Here is a 20158-nt window from a genome sequence, read left to right as displayed (position 1 = left end):
CGAGCCGTTCATGTCGCGCCGCGTCGACGGCAAGGTGGTCAACGACCTGTCCGTCGAGGCCGTCGTCAAGTCGATCGCGATCACGCAGGGCATCGGCGGGTCCAGCGCCTACACCTGGATGAAGCTGCCCGTCGTCGACCAGATGGAGCGCGTCATGGAGGCCACGAACCTCCCCACGCTGCTGCTCGGCGGCGACCCCACCGGCTCGCCGGACGAGGTCTACGCCTCGTGGTCCAAGGCCCTGGCCGTCGCTCCCGTCCGCGGCCTGATGGTGGGGCGCTCCCTGCTGTTCCCGGCCGACGACGACGTCGCCGGCGCCGTCGACACCGCCGTCTCGCTCGTCCACTGAGGAGGGGAGCACCGCCATGACCGACCTGTACCTGCCTGCGGGCACCTCCGCCTCCGAGGGCTGGGACCTGATCGTCACGCCCGAGTCGGCCGGTTGGGAGCACTCCAGCCTGCGCGTGCTCAGCCTCGACGCCGGCGCCTCGCGCACCGTCGACACCGGTGGCGAGGAGATGTTCGTCGTCCCGCTGAGCGGCGGCGTCAGCGTCACGCTCGGCGACGAGACCTTCGAGCTCGACGGTCGCGCCGACGTCTTCGCCGGTCCCACCGACGTGGCCTACCTGCCGATCCGCAGCGCCGTCACCCTGACGTCCGCCGCCGGCGGGCGCTTCGCGCTCACCGGTGCGCGCACCGACCAGGCCCTCCCCTTCCGCTACGGCCCGCGCGCCGACGTCGCCGTCGAGATGCGCGGCGCCGGGCAGGCCAGCCGCCAGGTGCGCAACTTCGGCACCGTCGACGCCTTCGAGGCCGGCTCGCTCATCGCGTGCGAGGTGATCACGCCCGGCGGCAACTGGTCGAGCTACCCCGCGCACAAGCACGACGAGAAGACCGAGCACGAGTCGTGCCTGGAGGAGATCTACTACTTCGAGATCGCCGCCGGCCCCGCCGGTCAGCCCGGCTTCGGGTTCCACCGCACCAGCAGCAGCCCCGCCGGCGAGATCGACGTGCTGCTCGAGGTGCGCGACCGCGACACCGCGCTCGTGCCGTTCGGCTGGCACGGACCGTGCGTCGCGGCACCCGGCCACGACATGTACTACCTGAACGTGATGGCGGGCCCGGACGACGAGCGCGCCTGGAAGATCAGCGACCACCCCGACCAGACCTGGGTGCGTGACACCTGGGCCGACCAGGAGATCGACCCGCGGGTCCGTCCCGCAGCAGGAGGCCAGTGATGTCCGAGCCCACCACCGTGCGGCTGACCGTCGCGCAGGCGATGGTGCGATTCCTCGCCGCGCAGCACTCCGAGCGCGACGGCCACGAGCAGAAGCTGTTCGCCGGGTGCTTCGGCATCTTCGGCCACGGCAACGTCGCCGGCCTCGGCCAGGCGCTGCTGCAGGCCGAGCTCGAGGAGCCCGACGCGCTGCCGTACGTCCTCGGTCGCAACGAGCAGGCGATGGTGCACTCCGCCGCCGCGTTCGCCCGCATGCGCGACCGTCTGCAGACCTACGCGGTCAGCACCAGCGTCGGCCCCGGCGCCACCAACATGGTCACCGGCGCCGCGCTCGCGACGATCAACCGGCTGCCCGTGCTGCTGCTGCCGGCCGACACGTTCGCCGACCGCAGCGCGTCCCCGCTGCTGCAGGAGCTCGAGCTGCCGCAGTCGGGCGACGTCACCGTCAACGACTGCTTCCGCCCCGTGTCGCGCTACTTCGACCGGATCTGGCGCCCCGAGCAGCTGCCCTCGGCGATGCTCGCCGCGATGCGGGTGCTCACCGACCCGTCCGAGACCGGCACCGTCACCGTCTGCGTCCCGCAGGACGTGCAGGCCGAGGCGCACGACTGGCCCGTCGCGCTGTTCGCCAAGCGGGTGTGGCACGTCGCGCGTCCCGTGCCCGAGACGGTGCTGGTCGAGCAGGCGGCCGAGCTGATCGCGTCGGCGAGCCGCCCGCTGGTCGTCGCCGGTGGCGGCGTGCACTACAGCCAGGCCACCGACGCGCTCGCCGCGTTCAGCGAGGCCACCGGGATCCCCGTGGGTCAGAGCCAGGCCGGCAAGGGCACGCTGCCCGACGCGCACCCGCAGTGCCTCGGCGCGATCGGCTCCACCGGCACCACGGCCGCGAACGCCTACGCGGCCACCGCCGACGTCGTCATCGGCATCGGCACCCGCTACTCGGACTTCACCACCGCCAGCCGCACCGCGTTCAAGGCCGAGGGGGTGCGCTTCGTCAACATCAACGTGGCGCCGCTCGACTCGGTCAAGCAGTCCGGCCTGGCGATCACCGCCGACGCACGCGAGTCGCTCGTCGCGCTCACGCAGGCGCTGCAGGACTTCCGCGTGGGCGAGGACGTCGTCAGCGACACCGCCGCCTGGAAGGCCACCTGGGACGCCACCGTCGACGCGACCTACCACCCCGAGGTGCCGCAGGACGGCGCCGGCGGCCTGCTCACCCAGGGCGAGGTGCTCGGCCTGGTCAACGAGCTGTCCGACCCGCGCGACGTCGTCGTCTGCGCCGCCGGCTCGATGCCCGGCGACCTGCACAAGCTGTGGCGCACGCGCGACAGCAAGGGCTACCACGTCGAGTACGGCTACTCCTGCATGGGCTACGAGGTCGCCGGCGGCCTCGGCGTCGCCATGGCGTGCCCCGACCGCGACGTCTTCGTCATGGTCGGCGACGGCTCCTACCTGATGATGGCCACCGAGCTCGTCACCGCGGTGCAGGAGAACCTCAAGGTGATCGTGGTCCTGGTGCAGAACCACGGCTTCGCGTCCATCGGCTCGCTGTCGGAGTCGCTCGGCTCGCAGCGGTTCGGCACCCGGTACCGCGCTCGCTCGTCCGAGACCGGACGCCTCGACGGCGGCCTGCTGCCCGTCGACCTCGCCGCCAACGCCGCCAGCCTCGGCGTCGAGGTGGTCAAGGTGGCCACCAACGACGAGCTCGCCGACGCGATCCGCGCCGCCAAGGCCTCGACCACCAGCACCGTCGTGCACGTCGAGACCGACCCGCTCATCGGCGCGCCGGACTCGCAGGCCTGGTGGGACGTTCCCGTCAGCGAGATCTCGACGCTCGACTCCACCCAGCAGGCCCGCAAGGTCTACGACACGCACAAGGCAGACCAGCGCCTCTTCCTCGACCCGCCGACCACCCCGACCCACTGACGCCGTACAGGCACCCGGAGGACTTCATCGTGAACGCACGCATCATCATCGGCTCGGCTCCTGACTCCTGGGGCGTCTGGTTCGCCGACGACCCCGAGCAGACCACCGCCGACCGCTTCCTGACCGAGGTCCGCGCGTCGGGCTACGACTGGATCGAGCTCGGCCCCTACGGCTACCTGCCCAAGGACCCCAGCGAGCTGCAGGACAAGCTCGACCAGCACCAGCTCAAGGTCTCGGCCGGCACCGTCTTCTCCGCGCTGCACCGCCCCAACACCTGGGACGCGGTCTGGAAGCAGGTCACCGACGTGGCCGCGCTGACCAAGGCCGTCGGCGGCGAGCACATCGTCGTCATCCCCGACCTGTTCCGCGACCACAAGACCGGCGAGGACATCGAGCCCCGCGAGCTCGGCGCCGAGGGCTGGGAGGCCATCACCTCCGGCCACGACGAGCTCGGTCGCCGCATCCTCGACGAGTACGGCCTGCAGCTGCAGTTCCACTCGCACGCCGACAGCCACGTGGGCTACCAGAAGGACATCGAGCGCTTCCTGGAGCAGACCGACCCGCGCTACGTGAACCTGTGCCTCGACACCGGCCACGTCTCGTACTACGGCGGCGACAACATCGACCTGATCCGTCGCTACCCCGACCGCATCGGCTACCTGCACCTCAAGCAGGTCGACCCGGCCATCGTCGCCAAGGTCGAGGCCGAGGACCTGACGTTCCCCGCCGCGGTGAAGCTCGGCGTCATGATCGAGCCGCCCCAGGGCGTGCCCGACCTGTCCGAGGTCATCACCGAGGTGGAGAAGCTCGACCGCCAGCTCTACGCGATCGTCGAGCAGGACCTCTACCCGTGCCACCCCGACACCCCGTTCCCGATCGCGCGTCGCACGCACACGTACCTGTCCGGCTGCGGCAACCACGTCGAGATCGGCACCCAGCAGGCCTGAGCAGCGCCTGTGTTCCTGAGGAGGAACCCATGACCACCTCGATCACCCACTGGATCGGCGGGGCGTCCGTGCCCGGCACGGGCGGCCGCACCGGCGACGTCACCAACCCCGCCACCGGCGAGGTCACCGGGAAGGTCGACCTCGCGTCCGAGGCCGACGTCCAGGCCGCCGTCGCCGCGGCGACCGCCGCGTTCCCCGCGTGGCGCGACACGTCGCTGACCAAGCGGACGAGCATCCTGTTCCGCTTCCGTGAGCTGCTGAACGCGAAGGCGTCCGAGCTGGCCGCGATCATCACCTCCGAGCACGGCAAGGTGCTCTCGGACGCGGCCGGCGAGGTCGCCCGCGGCCAGGAGGTCGTCGAGTTCGCGTGCGGCATGCCGCACCTGCTCAAGGGCGCGTTCACCGAGAACGCCTCGACCGGCGTCGACGTGCACTCCACGCGTCAGCCGCTCGGACCGGTCGCGATCATCAGCCCGTTCAACTTCCCGGCGATGGTCCCGATGTGGTTCTTCCCCGTGGCGATCGCGGCGGGCAACACCGTCGTGCTCAAGCCCTCGGAGAAGGTCCCCACGGCCGCGATCTGGATGGCCGAGTTGTGGAAGGAGGCCGGTCTGCCCGACGGCGTCTTCAACGTCCTGCAGGGCGACAAGGTCGCCGTCGACGGCCTGCTGACGCACCCCGACATCGCGTCGGCGTCGTTCGTCGGCTCGACGCCGATCGCCAAGTACGTCTACGAGACCGGCACCGCGCACGGCAAGCGCGTCCAGGCGCTCGGCGGCGCGAAGAACCACATGGTGGTCCTGCCCGACGCCGACCTCGACCTGGCCGCCGACGCCGCCATCAACGCCGGCTTCGGCTCGGCCGGCGAGCGCTGCATGGCCATCTCGGCGCTGGTCGCCGTGGGCGAGGTCGCCGACGAGCTCGTCGCCAAGATCCACGACCGCGCCACCGGCCTGGTCACCGGCGACGGCACCCGCGGCTGCGACATGGGCCCGCTGGTCACCCAGGCCTCGGCCGAGCGTGTCTCGGGCTACGTCGACGCGGGCGAGGACGCGGGCGCCAAGCTCGTCGTCGACGGCCGCACCGTCAAGCCCGACGCCGACGGCAGCGGCTTCTTCGTCGGCCCCACGCTGTTCGACCACGTCACGCCCGAGATGAGCGTCTACACCGACGAGATCTTCGGCCCCGTGCTGTCGGTGCTGCGCGTGGACACCTACAGCCAAGCCGTGGACCTGATCAACTCCAACCCCTACGGCAACGGCACCGCGCTGTTCACCAACGACGGCGGCGCCGCACGCCGGTTCCAGAACGAGGTCACCGTCGGCATGATCGGCATCAACGTGCCGGTCCCGGTCCCGATGGCCTACTTCTCCTTCGGCGGCTGGAAGAACTCGCTGTTCGGCGACACCCACGCCCACGGCGTCGAGGGCGTGCACTTCTTCACCCGCGGCAAGGTCGTCACCACCCGCTGGCTCGACCCCAGCCACGGCGGCATCAACCTGGGCTTCCCCCAGAACACCTGACCGCCCGCGGCGGGTGGGGCCCCGGTCCCACCCGCCGCACGATCACCAGGGTCTCCTGGTGAACGAGCCGCCGTACGTCACCCGGCGGACGAGCACCTCGAACGGTCCGCGACGGCCGGTGCGGCGCATCCAGTCGGCCATGACGACGGTGGCGGCCCACGTCAGGACCGCGAGGAGGGCGGTGGACGCGACGCCCAGCGCACCGGACAGGTCGAGCAGGAACGGCGTGAAGACCACGGCCCAGACCACCGACTGCGACAGGTAGCAGGTCATCGACCGCTGTCCGACCGCCGCGACGGCGTCGACCAGCGCGTGCCCGCGTCCCTCGAGCCGCGCCGCCAGCAGCACGATCAGCGCCGCGTAGCCGAACCCGCCGAGCGTGCCGGTCGCCGCGTGCAGCGGGCTGACCCGCGCGGCCACGGTCGCGTCGGGCACCGGCAGCGCGCCCGCGAGGACCAGCGAGACCGGTTGCGCACCCAGCACCGCCGCGCCGAGGCCGCCGACCGCGGTGGCGACCAGGAGCCGTCGGTGGCGGGCCGGCTGCTCGAGCACGCGGCGGCGTCCGGCCCACAGCCCGACCGCGAACGGGCACACGAACCCGAGCGGCCCCACCAGGCTGACCGCGACCGAGACCAGCGGGCGCTCGGTCAGCATCGCGCCGAGGTCGGGCGGCAGCATGGACGCGTCCGGCGGGTCCGACGACAGCGCCGACAGGTCGGTGCTCGGCAGGGCGTTGAGGACGAAGAACACCCCCGCGAGGACGAGGAGCCACCGGTCGCGCCACCGCACCGTCCAGGCACCGAGCAGCAGCAGCACGCCGTAGGCGCCGAGGATGTCGCCGACGTAGAGCAGGGTCGCGTGCAGGAACCCGACGACGACCAGCACGAGCGCCCGCCGCCAGAGCAGGCGCCTGGTCCCCCTGGGTCCGAGGGGCTCCTGCCGGCGGACGATCTGCGCCACCCCGTACCCGAACAGCAGACCGAACATCGGGAACGCGCGCCCGTCGACGAACGTCGAGACCACCCAGGTCACGACCGAGTCGAGCCCGGTGCCGTCCTGCGGGTAGCCGCCGAGCACCGACGGGCCGCGCAGGAAGTAGTGCGAGTTGGCCAGCGCGATGAACAACAGCATGAACCCGCGCGCCAGGTCCGGGCCCAGGGCGCGTGACGACAGACCGGTGGGGCGGTTCACGTCCTCGCTCATCACGCCATCCAAGCCCGGGCGCCGCCGTGGGACATCGGCCGAACGTCGACGCCACCGCGACTTCGGTCGGTCAGCGCGCGAGCGCGAGCAGGTCCTCGCTGGACTGGAACAGCACCGCGTGGAAGCCGAGCGCCGAAGCCGCCTCGACGTTGTCGGCTCGGTCGTCGACGAAGGTGACGTCACCGGGCGCGGCACCGAGCTCGTCGAGCACGTGGGTGTAGATCGCGGCGTCGGGCTTGGCGAGGCCGAGCGGCGCGGAGTAGAAGCGCCGCTCGAAGACGTCGACCGCACCGTCGGTCTCGTGGTGACGGGCCAGGGCGTGCGGGGCGTTCGACAGCATCGCGAGTCGCCGCCCGGACGCGCGCTGGGCGGCGAGCAGGTCGAGCACCTCGGGACGGTGGTGCGACCAGCTCGCGTTGTCGGCCGCCACGATCGCGTCGAGCGCGTCGGTGCCGGTGACGAGCGGACGGTCGCACACCCGCGACCAGTAGGACTCGTCGTCGACGCCGAGGTCGTACTCGTGGCGGTAGGCCCAGTAGCGCTCCCAGAACCCCTCGGCCCGCGCACCGGAGAGCCGCACCAGCTCGTCGCGGTCGGCGTCGGGCTGCGAGGTGCTGACGACGTTGCCGTAGTCGAGCAGCCACCAGGTCGAGTCGGGTGTGGTCACCCCTGCACGATGCCAGGCCCCCGTCCTGGACGTGCGGTCCCCTCAGCGTCGAGCGAGGGCCGTGCGCACGGCGGTGGCGACGGACCCCAGCACGGTGGCGGCCAGCGCCGTCCCCACGAGCACCATGACGACCCCGACGCCCGCGAGCCCCGTGTCGTCCCCGGGCATCGCGGACGAGGCGAACGCGACGGTGAAGGCGATCGTCACGACGACGCCGACGACCAGCGGCCGGAGGCGGACGTACGCGATCGCCGCCACGGCGAGGAGCGTCAGCACGCAGCCGACGACCTGCCACGGCCGGTACGGTCCGGCGGCGTAGCCCGTGGCCGGGTCCGTGTAGTAGGTGTGGTCCCAGCCCAGCCAGGCCCACCAGGCGCCCGCGCCGGCGGCCGCCAGCAGCACGACGTCGCGGACGGTGACGGGCCAGGACCGGCGGGCTGGGTGTGCGGCGGTGGTCATGGACCCATCGTCGCCGCGGGACGGTCGGCGTCCGAGCGTCGTCGTGCTCAGCCCCGCCGGGTGGACGTACTCAGTCGGGCCACACGCCGGACGCGCCGCGACGGTGGCTGTCGACCAGGTGGGTGTCGACGATGCCGACGGCCTCCATGAGCGCGAACATCGTGGTGGGCCCCACGAAGGAGAACCCGCGACGCTTGAGCTCCTTGCTCAGCGCGAGCGACTCCGGGGAGGTGGTGGGCACCTCCTCCAGGACGGTGGGGCGCGGGGTGTCCTCGGGCTTGAACGACCACACCAGCTGCTCGAGCCCGCCGTCCTCGCGCAGGGCCACGGTGGCGCGGGCGTTGGCGATGGTGGCGTCGACCTTGCGGCGGTTGCGGACGATGCCGGGGTCGGCCATCAGGCGCTCGACGTCGGACTCGTCGTAGGCCGCGACCGCGTCGGGGTCGAAGCCGTCGAACGCCTCGCGGAACGTGGGCCGCTTGCGCAGGATGATCAGCCAGGACAGGCCCGACTGGAACGCCTCCAGGCTGATCCGCTCGAACAGCGCGGCCTCGCCGTGGACCGGCATGCCCCACTCGGTGTCGTAGTACGCACGCAGCAGCGGGTCGTGGTGGCCCCACGGTGCGCGCGCCAACCCGTCCTCGCCGACGATCACGCCCGTGCCCTGCTCAGCCATGGCGCCAGGCTACGCAGCCCCTCCGACAGCCAGCCCGGACGTCCGCAGGGTGATGTTGAGCCGGCCCGACGTGAGCCCGTTCTCGACCAGGTTGCTGCCGGGTCGCACGCCCGTCACGCCGTGGAACGCGAACCGCGACGGGCCGCCGAAGACGAACAGGTCGCCCGACTCCAGCTCGAGGTCGGTCCAGGGACGGTTGCGGCTCTTCGTCCCGCCGAACCGGAACACGCAGGTGTCGCCGAGGGACAGCGACACCACGGGGTCGGACGCCGCCTCGTCCTTGTCCTGGTGCATGCCCATCCGGGCGGCGTCGTCGTAGTAGTTCACCAGCGCCACGTCGGGCCGGTAGGCCTCGCCCGCCGACGGGTCGCCGTACGCGTCGGCGACGGCGCGGCGTCCGAGGTCGCCGAGCCAGTCGGGGAACGGCGCCACGGGCGCGCCGTCGTCGCCGGTGCGGCTGTAGGCGTACGGCCTCCAGTGCCACCCGAGGCTGACCATCTGGACGCTCATCCGCCCGCCGCCGGGCGTTCGTGGCGCCCGCATCGGCGACGGCCCTCGCGCCCACCCCCGGCACGCCTCGACGAGTCGCCGCTGCTCGTCCTCGTCCAGCCAGTCCGGGACGTGCACCGCACCCGGCGCCACCTCGTGTCGCTCCCTGGGCAGCAGGCTCACGCCGCGGACTCCAGCGTCAGCAGGGCCAGCTTGGCGTCGGCCCCGCCGACGTACTGGCCGAGCGAGCCGTCGGCGCGGACGACGCGGTGGCAGGGCACCACGACCGGCAGCGGGTTGCGCGCGCACGCGGTGCCGACGGCACGCACCGCCGCCGGGCTGCCCGAGGCCGCGGCCAGTGCCCCGTAGCTCGCGGTGGTGCCGTACGCGACGTCGCGCAGGTGGTCGAGCACCGTGCGACGGAACCCGCGGGCCAGCCGGAGGTCGAGCGGCACGTCGAACGCGCGGCGCGCGCCGGCGAAGTACTCGTCCACCTCGCGCGCGACGTCGTCCAGACGCGCGGGTGCCTCGAGCACCCGCGGGCTCACCTGCCCGGCCAGGGTCGCGAGGACGACGTCGTGGTCCTCGACGGCGTACGCGACGCGCACGAGTCCGCGGTCGGTGGCGGCGAGCAGCAGCGGTCCGACGGGGGTGTCGAGCACCCGGTAGGCGACGTCGAGCACGCCGTCGCGGTCGGCGTCGGACGCGAGCCGCGCGCGCAGGGCGTCCAGGTCGGGCGAGCCGGCGCGGAGGCGCTCGGTGAGCGTGTCGAGGGTGGTCATGGCGTTGCCTCCTGGAGGTGTCGGCGGCGCAGGGACGCGACGCCGTCGGCGGCGCTGCGCCGGGCGGCCGCCTCGCTCGTGCCGAGGATCCGGCCGATGTCGACGTAGGTCAGGTCGGCGACGTAGCGGTAGGCGACGGCGGCGCGCTGCTTGTCGGGCAGCGAGCGCACCGATCGCCAGAGGTCGTCGTCGGCGGGGTCGGGGAGGTCGTGCACGGCGCTGTCCGGCAGCTCGTCGAGCGGCACCGGCTGGCGGGCGGCGATGCGGTGACGGTCGATGGCCTTGCGGTGCGCGATCGTCACCAGCCAGCCGCGGACGTCGCTGCCCGGTCGCAGGCGGGGGTAGGCCTGCAGGGCGGCGAGGAACGTCTCGGACCACGCGTCGTCGGCGTCCACCGGCCCCACCACCGCCCGGCACACCCGCCACACGACGGCACCGTGGTCGGTGACCACCTGCTCGAAGGGGACTGCTGTCATGGAGGGCCAACGCCTGGCGGGTCGGATCCGTGAGGTCAGGCGCGGATCGGCTGCAGCAGCGGGCGCGCCTCGACGAGCGCCGCGGTGACGGAGTCGTCGCGCCCAAGACGTGGCGCGGGCCCCTGCTCGGACACCACGTCGGCGGGCCCGGGGGCCACGTCGCAGGCCCCGCACCGCCCCACGGCGTCGAGACGGGTGCCGCAGGCGGCGTGGGTGAAGACCCGGTAGGGCTCGGGGCCGGACGCGTGCTGCCCGCCCCAGGCGGCGAGCGCGTGCAGCGCCGGCCACAGCGCGAGCCCGGCGTCGGTGAGCAGGTACTCGGGGTGCCCGTCGACCTGCACGCGGCGCAGCACGCCCGCGCGCGTCAGGGAGCCCAGTCGTTCGGTGAGCACGGCACGGGAGATGTCGAGGTGGGCGGCGAAGTCGGAGAATCGCCGCACCCCGAGGAAGCAGTCACGCAGCACGAGCAGGCTCCAGCGCTCGCCGACGACCTCGAGGGCCCGCGCGAGGGAGCAGTCCTGCCCGACGTAGTCGCTTCCCAGAGCCATCCGTCCACGCTACCCCTCGGTCTTGTCACCGGACCAGAGGTCGCCCTAGGTTGGTTCGGTGACCGAACCGGCGACCCGCACCACCCCGAGCGGCGTCGACCGCCGCGACCGCACCTCGGCGCTCGTCGTGGGCTCGCTCGGCGTGTTCGTCGCGCTCACCGCGTTCACCACCTCGCTGGCCGACGCCCCCACGCTCGGCCGCGCCCTGCAGGCGGGCCCCAGCGCCCAGATCTGGATCCTCAGCTCGATGAGCGTCGGGCTCGCGGCGAGCCTGCTCGTGGTCGGCGTGCTGGCCGACGACCGTGGACGCCGCGCGGTCTTCGTCGGCGGCGCCCTGCTGCTCGCGGCAGGGTCGGTGCTCTGCGCAGCGGCCCAGGAGCCTGTCGCGTTCGTGCTGGGCCGCGTGGTCGAGGGCGTCGGCGGTGCCGCGCTCATCGCGACGAGCCTCGCGATGACGTCCTTCTTCTTCCCGACGCCGGCCGAGCGCGCCACCGCCGGCGCCGTCTGGGGGGCGAGCGTGTCGGCCGGCATCGCCACCGGGCCGTTCCTGCCGGGTCTGCTCGACGCGTCGGTGTCGTGGCGGGCCCCGTACGTCGTGCTGGCCGTGCTGGGCGTGGCCGTGGCCCTCGCGGGCACCCGCCTGCGCGAGACGTACGCCGACCACCGCCGGGCGCTCGACCTCCCGGGCGCCCTGACGTTCGGCGCCACGATGGTGGTGCTGCTGGTCGCGCTGGTGGAGTCGCGCGGCTCGTCCCACGTCGCGTGGCCGGTGGGGCTGCTGGTGCTCGCCGTCGTCCTCGCCGTCGCGTTCGTGCTCGTCGAGCGCCGCCGGGAGCACCCGATGCTCGACCTCGCGCTGTTCGCACGCCCGGACTTCACCGCCACGCACGTGGCCGGCCTGGCGACGGGCACCGGCGTCATCGCCGTGATGTCGTACTCGGCGTCGCACCTGACCAACGCGCTCGGGGCCAGCACCCTGGTCGCGGCCGGCGCGCTGGCGGCCTGGTCGGTGCCCAGCACCGTCTTCGCCCTCCTCGCCCGCCGCCTGCCGTCCTGGCTCGGTGGCCTGCGGCAGCTGGCCCTCGGCCTCGCCATCTGCACGCTCGGCCAGCTGGTACTCGCGGCGACCGCCGCATCGACCTCGGTCTGGTGGATCCTGCCCGGCTACGTGGTGGCCGGCGTCGGCACCGGGTTCCTCAACGCCGGGCTCGGACGGGAGGCCGTCGCCACCGCTCCCCCGGGCCGCGGCGGCCTCGGCAGCGGCGTCAACAACACCGCGCGCTACCTCGGCTCGGCCATCGGCGTCACCGTGGTGGGCCTGGTCGCCACGGCGTTCGCCGACCCGGTCGACGGCTGGCGCACCGCCGGCCTGATCACCGCCGCGACCTCCGCGATCGGCGCGGTCGTGGTGCTCGGTCTCGCGGCGTCGAGCGTCAGGCGAGCCCGGCGGGGCGCCCCGGCCTGAGCCCTGTGTATCGTGGTCCCCGCCCGGTTCGCCCCGGGTGTTGCGCGGCCTCACCGCCCGCAGCGGCCAGGTAGCTCAGTTGGTACGAGCGTCCGCCTGAAAAGCGGAAGGTCGCCGGTTCGACCCCGGCCCTGGCCACCTCTCCCCTCAGGGGCGGTAGTCCTGCGGACGCTGCGCCCGCCTCGTCTCCGGCGGGATCGAGTTCCCGTGGGCTCGCTGGTCGACCACGGACGCGGCGGCAAGGACGAAGGTGCGCAGCGCGCCGCCGATCCCGTGGAGGACCCGACCCGCACGCGACCTCGGTGCGGGGTCCTGGTGGTACTGGCTCATGGCCGCCTCCGGTCGGTGGAGCTCCCACCGTGCCACACTCAGGCGGCGCCGGACACCGTCAGGACGATCAGGGCCACGTTCAGGCTGACGATCAGTGCCACGACGGCCCAGGCGACGACCTTCACCGCACCGGGGTTGGCGAACCGGCCCATCACGGCGACGTCGCTCGTCAGGCGCACGAGCGGCACGAGCGCGAACGGGATGCCGAGGCTCAGCACCACCTGGCTCAGCACGAGCGCGGACGTGGGCTCGGCGCCGATGCCGAGCACGACCAGGGCCGGGACCAGCGTCACCGCGCGACGCACCAGCAGCGGGATGCGGACGGCCAGCAGCCCGCCCATGATCGCGGCACCGGCGTAGCAGCCGACCGACGTCGAGGCGAGACCCGACGCGAGGAGGCCGATCGCGAAGACGATGCCGATGCCCGAGCCGAGGGCCGCGACGATGGCCGCGTGCGCCCCCTCGATCGTGTCGGTGCCCGGGACGCCGCGCAGGCTCGAGGCCGCCAGCAGCAGCATCGCGATGTTGACCGCGCCGGCCACGAGCAGCGCGCCGGCGACGTCCCAGCGGGTGGCACGCAGCAGGCGGCGGACCACGCCGTCCTCGGTCTGCACCCCGTGGCGGTCGCGCGCGAGCGCCGAGTGCAGGTAGATCGCGTGCGGCATCACCGTCGCGCCGAGCATGCTGGCCGCGAGCAGCACCGTCTCGGTGCCGTCGAACCGCGGCACGACGCCCGCGAGCGCCTGGACCGGGTCGACCGGGCTGACGAACAGGCCCGCGAGGAACCCCACCGCGATCACCACGAGCAGCGCGACGATGACGCCCTCGAACGGACGCTGGCCGCGTCGGGTCTGCACCGCGAGCATGGCCATCGAGACCAGGCCGACGATCAGGCCACCGAGCAGGAGCGGCACCTCGAACAGCAGGTAGAGCGCGATGGCGCCACCGAGCACCTCGGCGAGGTCGGTGGCCATCGCCACCAGCTCGGCCTGCACCCAGTAGGCGCGGCGGGAGCCCGTGCCGAGCCTGGAGCCGAGCAGCTCGGGCAGGGAGCGGCCGGTGACGATGCCCAGCTTGGCCGACAGGTACTGCACCAGCACCGCCGTGGCGTTGGCGGCGACGAGCACCCACAGGAGCAGGTAGCCGTACTTCGCACCCGCCGTCAGGTTGGCCGCGACGTTGCCCGGGTCGACGTAGGCGATCGCGGCGACGAACGCGGGCCCGAGCAGGGCGACGCCACGGCGGGGCACCGCCGGTGCCGCCGGCTCCCTCGCCGTCCCGAGATCCATCCGCCCGCCCCTCTCGAGTGAGGCACGGCCAACACTCGAGTTGAGGCTACCTCACACGACGTCCGCGCGGGTGCGGACAGCACGACGCCGCCCGGCCTGGCCGGGCGGCGTCAGGTGCGCAGGATCAGGACGGGTCGGCGAACGCGTCGCGGACGGCGTCGACGGCACCGCCGAGGCTGTGCAGCATCGTGGTGTCGGGGGCCGACGCGGCACGCTCGGCGGGCCACCCCGGGCCGCCCAGCAGCACCGTCACCTCGTGGTCGAGCCGGTCGAACGCCGACCAGGTCTCGTCGACCTGGGGACGCGCGATGGACGACCAGAGGAAGACGACGCGAGGCTGCTTGCGCTCGAGCGTGTGCGCCAGCGCGCGTGCCGGGACCCGCGAGCCGAGTGCGTAGCAGGTGAGCCCGTCGGCCGCGAGCGCCGCCTCGAGCGCGATCAGCGGGAGCGAGTGCATCTCGTCGTCGGCGCTGGCGATGACGATGGGGTCGATCTGGCTGGTCTGCGGACGCTTGCGGCGGGTGTAGGCCCGCAGCTCTGCGCTGAGGCGCTCGGTGGCGAGGTGCTCGCCCTCGATGCCCATCAGCCCGTCGAACCACAGGTCGCCGATGCGGGAGAGTGCCGGGGCCAGGACCGAGTCCCAGCCCGGGACGATGCCCCACTGGCCGAGGACGCGGGCGTACAGGTGACCCAGCTCGTCGGGGCCGCCCTGGTGGGCGGCGGCGATGATCGACTGGATCGCCACCTCGGGCTGCATGTCAGGGTCGACGCCGCGCGGCGACGTGGCGGTGCCGCCGTCGGCGAGGGCCGCGACGAGCCCCGTCTGGTCGAGCGACAGGGCCACGCGCGCGCCGGCCTGGGCCGGGACGCCGCGGGAGATGAGGTGCGCGACCACCTGGGCGCGGAGGATGTCCTCCTCGCTGTACCGCCGGTGCCCGCCCTGCGTGCGCTCCGACGGGCCGACGCCGTAGCGCCGCTCCCACGTGCGGAGCGTGGCCGGAGGAAGGTTCAGACGCGTCGCGACCGCGCCCACACCCCACAGCAGATCGGTCTCGCCCGGCGCGGGTCGCGCGTCGGTCCGAGCAGTCGTCGTGGCGTCGTCGGTCACGGGGTCGAGCTGGCGCGTCTGGGCCAGTGCGTCGTCCACGTGTCTCGCCTCCCAGGTCGGGTGCCACCGCTGGTGCGGCAACCAACTCCCATCGTAAACCTGTTCACCTCGCCGCGCACCCGTGAACAGGTTCGCACCGCGGGACGATCCGGACAGCCCCGCCCGCCCGCCGCGCGGGCCGCCCGGACGCCGACGACCGCACCGGCCGGTGGCCGATGCGGTCGGACGTGGTGACGCCGAGCGTCAGGCGGTGCCGTCGGCGGTGTCGACGCCGGAGAGCAGCGACTTGACCTCGGACTCCCGGAAGCGGCGGTGGCCACCGAGCGTGCGGATCGAGCTGAGCTTGCCCGCCTGCGCCCAACGGGTGACCGTCTTGGGATCGACGCGGAAGAGGACCGCGACCTCAGCGGGAGTCAGGAGGCGCTCGGAGTCGTTGGCACGGGCTGTCATGGCTCGATAGTGCCAGCCGCGGATTCGCATTCGCAGCGTTTTGTGCACTTTCACAACCACGTGACCGTTGTCAACTCGGTGGTCACGCGCGGCTGCGGCGCCGAGCGGCCCCCCACGGACGCAGGCTCGGCGGCCGCGTCCCTCCCGTGGTGACGCATCGATCACGCCCCGGGATCGCTACGGTGAGCAGGGTCGCACCACCCCCGCGACCGACCGTCCCCTCGCCAGAAAGGCACCACCGTGACCGGCGACACCACCCCCACGGCCCCCCACCCCCGGGCCGGCAGCACCGACGACCTCCGTGACGTCGGCATCGACGTCTCACCCTTCGGCCACGGCCACGAGCAGGTGGTCTTCGCCTCCGACCGCGAGACCGGCCTGCGCGCGATCGTGGCGATCCACTCGACGGCCCTCGGGCCGGCCCTCGGCGGCACCCGTTTCTACCCCTACGCCAGCGAGCAGGACGCCGTGCGCGACGTGCTCAACCTCGCGCAGGGCATGACGTACAAGAACGCGCTCGCCGGCCTGGACCACGGCGGCGGCAAGGCCGTCATCATCGGCGACCCCCGTCGCGACAAGTCCGAGGCGCTCCTGCGCGCGTACGGTCGGTTCGTCCAGGCGCTCGGCGGCCGCTACTACACCGCGTGCGACGTCGGCACCTACTCCGCCGACATGGACGTCGTGGCCCGTGAGTGCGACCACGTCACCGGCCGCACCACCGCGCACGGCGGCGCGGGCGACTCCTCGGTGCTCACCGCGTTCGGCGTCTTCCAGGGCCTGCGGGCCGCCGCCCGCCACACCTGGGGCGAGGACTCGCTCGCCGGACGCACCGTCGGCGTGGCCGGCGTGGGCAAGGTGGGCCGCCACCTCGTCCGGCACCTGGTCGAGGACGGCGCCTCCGTGGTGGTCACCGACGTCGACGCCGCCGCCGTCGCCTCGCTGCAGGAGCTGCACCCGGGCGTCACCTCGGTGCCCGACACCGCCACGCTCGTCCGCGGCGCCCTCGACGTGTACGCGCCGTGCGCCCTCGGAGGCGCCCTCGACGACGAGGTCGTGGACGTGCTGCAGGCGAGGATCGTGTGCGGCGCGGCCAACAACCAGCTGGCCCACGCGGGCGTGGAGAAGACGCTCGCCGAACGAGGCGTCGTCTACGCCCCGGACTACTGCGTCAACGCCGGTGGCGTGATCCAGGTCGCCGACGAGCTCGAGGGCTTCTCGTTCGAGCGCGCCAAGCAGCGTGCCGAGAGGATCTACGACACCACGCTCGACGTGCTGGGCCGGGCCGCCGCCGAGGAGGTGCCCCCGTCGGTGGCCGCCGACCGGATGGCCGAGCAGCGGATGCGCGACGTCGGCCGCCTGCGCGGCATCTGGCTGCCGAGCTGACCGACGACGGCACCGCCCGTCCCCCGCAACGGCGGGGGCGGCGGTGCCGTTCAGGCAGAAGGCCGCAGGTCAGCCCGCGGCCGAGCCGCGGTAGTCGTCGGAGTCGTCGTCGTCGACCTCGACCCGCGGAGAGTCCGGCTCGCCGTGCAGCTCGCGCTGCAGGCGTTCGAAGTCCGTCTCCATCGGTTTGTACTTCAGGTCGCGAGCAACCTTGGTCTGCTTGGCTTTCGCACGGCCGCGCCCCATCGGGTCAACCCCTCGCACAGTCTCGGAACATGTAGATACGTCGTGGGGCCCACGGTACCCAATCGGGGCAACGATTCGCACGCGGACCCGCCCGAACGAGTGTTCGGGCTGGTCACACCGCGCCTGCGAGCCGCCTCAGGCGTGGTCGCCGAGCAGCTCCACGGTGCCGCCGGCGACGTCCTCGACCTCGCCGCACACCCACGCGCGCAGACCGTTCTCGGCGAGCACGGCGACGGCGGCGTCGGCGTCGGCGGCGTCGACGAGCGCGACCATGCCGACGCCCTGGTTGAGCGTGGCCTCGAGGTCGTGGCGCACGACACCACCCACCTGCCCGACCAGGCCGAAGATGGCGGGCAGCGCCCAGGTCGAGCGGTCGATGCGGACGCTGAGCGACTCGGGCAGCACCCGGGCGAGGTTGGCCGCGAGGCCGCCACCGGTGACGTGCGACATCGCGTGCACGCGGGTGCGCGCGATCAGGTCGAGGCAGGGGCGGGCGTAGAGCCGGGTGGGGGTGAGGAGCTCCTCGCCCAGGGTGCGGCTGAGCTCGGGGACGTCGCGGTCGAGCTCCCAGCCGGCGGTGTCGAAGACGCGGCGCACGAGCGAGTAGCCGTTGGCGTGCAGCCCCGAGGACTCCATCGCGACGACGACGTCGCCGGCCTGGACGCGGTGGGCGCCCAGCAGGGCCTCGGCCTCGACGACCCCGGTGGTGGAGCCGGCCACGTCGTACTCGTCGGGTCCGAGCAGACCGGGGTGCTCCGCGGTCTCGCCGCCGAGCAGCGCGCAGCCGGTCTCGGTGCACGCCTCGGCGATGCCCTTGACGACGGCCGCGATGCGCTCGGGCACGACCTTGCCGCAGGCGATGTAGTCGGTGACGAACAACGGCTCGGCGCCGCAGACGACCAGGTCGTCGACGAGCATGCCCACGAGGTCGAAGCCGATCGTGTCGTGCACGTCCATCCGCTGCGCGATCGCGACCTTGGTGCCCACGCCGTCGGCGGACGTGGCGAGCAGCGGACGCTCGAACCGGCGCAGGGCCGAGGCGTCGAAGAGTCCGGCGAAGCCGCCGATGCCGCCGACGACCTCGGGACGACGGGACTTGTCGACCCACTGCTTCATCAGCTCGACGGCGCGGTCGCCGGCCTCGATCGAGACGCCGGAGTCTGCGTAGGACGTCATGAGGTGGGCTCCGGTGCGAGGGGGGCGTAGTTGGGCGCGGCCGGCTCGAGCAGGTGCTTGCCGATCTCGGCCTCGTGCGGGAGCTCGATCGGGTAGATGCCGTCGAAGCAGGCGCGGCACAGGTCGTCGGCCGGGCGCTCGGTGGCCTCGACCAGCTGCTCGAGCGAGACGTACGCGAGCGAGTCGGCGCCGATCGAGCGGCAGATCTCGTCGACCGAGATGCCGTTGGCGATCAGCTCGGCGCGGCTGGCGAAGTCGATGCCGTAGAAGCAGGGCCACTTGACCGGCGGGCTGGAGATGCGCACGTGCACCTCGGCCGCCCCGGCCTCGCGCAGCATCCGCACGAGCGCGCGCTGGGTGTTGCCGCGGACGATCGAGTCGTCGACGACCACCAGGCGCTTGCCGGCGATGACGTCGCGCAGCGGGTTGAGCTTGAGGCGGATGCCGAGCTGGCGGATCGTCTGGCTCGGCTGGATGAAGGTGCGGCCCACGTAGCTGTTCTTGACCAGCCCGTGACCGAACGGGATGCCCGACTCCTCGGCGTAGCCGATGGCCGCCGGCGTGCCCGACTCGGGCACGGGGATGACGAGGTCGGCCTCGACGGGCGTCTCGCGGGCCAGCCGGCGTCCGATGTCGGCGCGGACGGAGTGCACGCGCTTGTCGTTGATCAGCGTGTCGGGGCGCGCCAGGTACACGTACTCGAAGATGCAGCCCTTGGGCTCCTTGGCCGCGAAGCGCTCGCTGCGCAGGCCGTCGGCGTCGATGGCGACGAACTCGCCGGGCTCGATCTCGCGGATGTAGGAGGCGCCGACGATGTCGAGCGCGGCGGTCTCGCTGGCGACGACCCACCCGCGGTCGAGGCGACCGAGCACCAGCGGACGGACGCCCTGCGGGTCGCGGGCGGCGTAGAGCGTGCCCTGGTCCATGAAGACGAGCGAGAACGCGCCGCGGAGCTGCGGCAGCACGGCGAGCGCCGCCTCCTCGACCGAGCGGTCGGGGTAGGAGGCGAGGAGCGAGGCCATCACCGCGGTGTCGCTGGTGGCGATGTCGCGACCGCGTCCGGCGAGGTCGAGCTGGCCCGACTCGGCGATGCGCTGGTCGAGCACCTGCATCAGCTCGGCGGTGTTGGTGAGGTTGCCGTTGTGGCCGAGGGCCACGGTGCCCGTGGCCGTCGACCGGAACGTCGGCTGGGCGTTGGACCAGACGCTGGACCCGGTGGTCGAGTACCGCGCGTGGCCGATCGCCAGCTCGCCCTTGAGGGACTCCAGCGTCGGCTCGTCGAAGACCTGGCTCACCAGGCCCATGTCCTTGTAGACCAGGATCTGGGTGCCGTTGCTCACCGCGATGCCCGCCGACTCCTGGCCCCGGTGCTGCAGGGCGTAGAGGCCGAAGTAGGTGAGCTTGGCGACCTCCTCGCCGGGCGCCCAGACGCCGAAGACGCCGCACGCGTCCTGGGGTCCGACGTCCTGGGGATCGATGTCGTGGTTCAGCCGACCATCTCCGCGGGGCACGTCCGCCAGTGTAGGCCAGGGTCACCGACGGGCCGAATCCCCGACGGGTTCGTAGCATGAACGTCATGGACCACGACACCGTCAGCGTCGAGCGGGTCGTCCCCGCACCGCCGGAGGCCGTCTTCGCACTGCTCTCCGACGCGAGCCGTCACTCCGAGTTCGACGGGTCGGGCACCGTCCGCGGCTCCAAGGGCCCGTCGGAGCCGCTGCGCCAGGGGTCGGTGTTCGGGATGTCGATGAACCAGGGGTTCTCGTACTCCACCCAGA

Annotated in this window: 23 protein-coding genes and 1 tRNA gene; 9 read left to right on the top strand and 15 right to left on the bottom strand. The window is 73.0% G+C overall.

The window, feature by feature from the left end:
- The 5 genes from ACI6PP_RS19520 to ACI6PP_RS19500 form a co-directional block, all read left to right on the top strand.
- Positions 1-349, top strand: a 349-nt coding sequence (locus ACI6PP_RS19520) for a Cgl0159 family (beta/alpha)8-fold protein (RefSeq protein ID WP_421113308.1), incomplete at its 5' end; no start/stop codon positions are given.
- A 16-nt stretch (positions 350-365) separates the two neighbouring features.
- Positions 366-1238 carry a 5-deoxy-glucuronate isomerase gene (iolB, locus tag ACI6PP_RS19515; RefSeq protein ID WP_421113307.1) on the top strand — a complete coding sequence of 291 codons (873 nt, stop codon included), beginning with the start codon at positions 366-368 and terminating at the stop codon, positions 1236-1238.
- Positions 1238-3163 (top strand): 3D-(3,5/4)-trihydroxycyclohexane-1,2-dione acylhydrolase (decyclizing), encoded by a 1926-nt coding sequence (gene iolD, locus ACI6PP_RS19510; protein WP_421113306.1) that lies wholly within the window; start codon positions 1238-1240, stop codon positions 3161-3163. The genes iolB and iolD overlap by 1 nt, the downstream gene beginning before the upstream one ends.
- A 29-nt stretch (positions 3164-3192) precedes the next feature.
- Entirely contained in the window at positions 3193-4110 is a 918-nt protein-coding gene (locus tag ACI6PP_RS19505) for a sugar phosphate isomerase/epimerase family protein (RefSeq protein ID WP_421113305.1), read from the top strand.
- A gap of 29 nt (positions 4111-4139) precedes the next feature.
- Positions 4140-5633 (top strand): CoA-acylating methylmalonate-semialdehyde dehydrogenase, encoded by a 1494-nt coding sequence (locus ACI6PP_RS19500; RefSeq protein ID WP_421113304.1) that lies wholly within the window; start codon positions 4140-4142, stop codon positions 5631-5633.
- Positions 5634-5675: 42 nt separating this feature from the next.
- On the opposite strand, the gene ACI6PP_RS19495 is transcribed toward ACI6PP_RS19500, so the two are convergent.
- From ACI6PP_RS19495 to ACI6PP_RS19460, 8 genes are all read right to left on the bottom strand, one after another.
- On the bottom strand, positions 5676-6836 hold the full coding sequence (locus ACI6PP_RS19495; RefSeq protein ID WP_421113303.1) for a DUF418 domain-containing protein: 1161 nt from the start codon (positions 6834-6836) through the stop codon (positions 5676-5678).
- A 70-nt stretch (positions 6837-6906) separates the two neighbouring features.
- Positions 6907-7503 (bottom strand): HAD family hydrolase, encoded by a 597-nt coding sequence (locus ACI6PP_RS19490; protein WP_421113302.1) that lies wholly within the window; start codon positions 7501-7503, stop codon positions 6907-6909.
- 42 nt (positions 7504-7545) lie between these two features.
- The gene (locus tag ACI6PP_RS19485; RefSeq protein WP_421113301.1) at positions 7546-7962 is read right to left on the bottom strand and encodes a hypothetical protein; all 417 of its coding nucleotides are present in this window, start codon (positions 7960-7962) and stop codon (positions 7546-7548) included.
- Between the two features lie 70 nt (positions 7963-8032).
- Positions 8033-8638 carry a DNA-3-methyladenine glycosylase I gene (locus ACI6PP_RS19480; RefSeq protein ID WP_421113300.1) on the bottom strand — a complete coding sequence of 202 codons (606 nt, stop codon included), beginning with the start codon at positions 8636-8638 and terminating at the stop codon, positions 8033-8035.
- A gap of 9 nt (positions 8639-8647) precedes the next feature.
- Positions 8648-9310, bottom strand: a complete 663-nt coding sequence (locus ACI6PP_RS19475; RefSeq protein ID WP_421113299.1) for an alpha-ketoglutarate-dependent dioxygenase AlkB family protein — start codon at positions 9308-9310, stop codon at positions 8648-8650.
- Positions 9307-9909, bottom strand: coding sequence for a methylated-DNA--[protein]-cysteine S-methyltransferase (locus ACI6PP_RS19470; protein ID WP_421113298.1), 603 nt, complete (start codon positions 9907-9909; stop codon positions 9307-9309). The genes ACI6PP_RS19475 and ACI6PP_RS19470 overlap by 4 nt, the downstream gene beginning before the upstream one ends.
- A complete protein-coding gene (locus ACI6PP_RS19465; RefSeq protein ID WP_421113297.1) occupies positions 9906-10385 on the bottom strand; it encodes an RNA polymerase sigma factor in 480 nt (159 codons plus the stop codon). The genes ACI6PP_RS19470 and ACI6PP_RS19465 overlap by 4 nt, the downstream gene beginning before the upstream one ends.
- A gap of 35 nt (positions 10386-10420) precedes the next feature.
- Complete coding sequence (locus ACI6PP_RS19460) at positions 10421-10933, bottom strand: winged helix-turn-helix transcriptional regulator (protein WP_421113296.1); 513 nt, start codon at positions 10931-10933, stop codon at positions 10421-10423.
- 58 nt (positions 10934-10991) lie between these two features.
- Here ACI6PP_RS19460 and ACI6PP_RS19455 point away from each other — a divergent pair, with 58 nt between their 5' ends.
- Both ACI6PP_RS19455 and ACI6PP_RS19450 read left to right on the top strand, forming a co-directional pair.
- The gene (locus ACI6PP_RS19455; protein WP_421113295.1) at positions 10992-12398 is read left to right on the top strand and encodes an MFS transporter; all 1407 of its coding nucleotides are present in this window, start codon (positions 10992-10994) and stop codon (positions 12396-12398) included.
- A 64-nt stretch (positions 12399-12462) separates the two neighbouring features.
- A tRNA-Phe gene (locus ACI6PP_RS19450) sits at positions 12463-12536 on the top strand.
- A gap of 9 nt (positions 12537-12545) precedes the next feature.
- On the opposite strand, the gene ACI6PP_RS19445 is transcribed toward ACI6PP_RS19450, so the two are convergent.
- The 4 genes from ACI6PP_RS19445 to ACI6PP_RS19430 form a co-directional block, all read right to left on the bottom strand.
- Positions 12546-12728: a hypothetical protein gene (locus ACI6PP_RS19445; protein WP_421113294.1), complete on the bottom strand. Its 183-nt coding sequence runs from the start codon at positions 12726-12728 to the stop codon at positions 12546-12548.
- Positions 12729-12766: 38 nt separating this feature from the next.
- Positions 12767-14017, bottom strand: coding sequence for an Nramp family divalent metal transporter (locus tag ACI6PP_RS19440; RefSeq protein ID WP_421113293.1), 1251 nt, complete (start codon positions 14015-14017; stop codon positions 12767-12769).
- Positions 14018-14141: 124 nt separating this feature from the next.
- Positions 14142-15164: a MerR family transcriptional regulator gene (locus ACI6PP_RS19435; RefSeq protein ID WP_421113291.1), complete on the bottom strand. Its 1023-nt coding sequence runs from the start codon at positions 15162-15164 to the stop codon at positions 14142-14144.
- Positions 15165-15368: 204 nt separating this feature from the next.
- The gene (locus tag ACI6PP_RS19430) at positions 15369-15575 is read right to left on the bottom strand and encodes a BldC family transcriptional regulator (RefSeq protein ID WP_421113290.1); all 207 of its coding nucleotides are present in this window, start codon (positions 15573-15575) and stop codon (positions 15369-15371) included.
- A 240-nt stretch (positions 15576-15815) separates the two neighbouring features.
- Here ACI6PP_RS19430 and ACI6PP_RS19425 point away from each other — a divergent pair, with 240 nt between their 5' ends.
- Complete coding sequence (locus ACI6PP_RS19425) at positions 15816-16958, top strand: Glu/Leu/Phe/Val family dehydrogenase (RefSeq protein WP_421113289.1); 1143 nt, start codon at positions 15816-15818, stop codon at positions 16956-16958.
- 69 nt (positions 16959-17027) lie between these two features.
- Here the strand turns inward: ACI6PP_RS19425 and ACI6PP_RS19420 are convergent, their stop codons facing one another.
- The 3 genes from ACI6PP_RS19420 to purF all read right to left on the bottom strand — a co-directional run bounded on the left by ACI6PP_RS19420 (position 17028) and on the right by purF (position 19891).
- Positions 17028-17204 (bottom strand): DUF3073 domain-containing protein, encoded by a 177-nt coding sequence (locus tag ACI6PP_RS19420; RefSeq protein WP_421113288.1) that lies wholly within the window; start codon positions 17202-17204, stop codon positions 17028-17030.
- A gap of 135 nt (positions 17205-17339) precedes the next feature.
- Entirely contained in the window at positions 17340-18380 is a 1041-nt protein-coding gene (gene purM, locus ACI6PP_RS19415; protein WP_421113287.1) for a phosphoribosylformylglycinamidine cyclo-ligase, read from the bottom strand.
- Entirely contained in the window at positions 18377-19891 is a 1515-nt protein-coding gene (gene purF, locus ACI6PP_RS19410; protein ID WP_421113286.1) for an amidophosphoribosyltransferase, read from the bottom strand. Before purF ends, purM begins: the two co-directional genes overlap by 4 nt.
- Positions 19892-19956: 65 nt before the next feature.
- Between purF and ACI6PP_RS19405 the strand changes: the two genes are divergently transcribed.
- Positions 19957-20158: SRPBCC family protein (locus tag ACI6PP_RS19405; RefSeq protein ID WP_476712944.1), on the top strand; the 202-nt coding region annotated here is incomplete at its 3' end.

It is taken from the genome of Solicola agrisoli (assembly GCF_049059935.1).
In the GTDB taxonomy this organism is placed as follows: domain Bacteria; phylum Actinomycetota; class Actinomycetes; order Propionibacteriales; family Nocardioidaceae; genus JAURVT01.
Note: the sequence above shows the minus strand (reverse complement) of the source record. Positions and strands in the feature narration are given on the sequence as shown.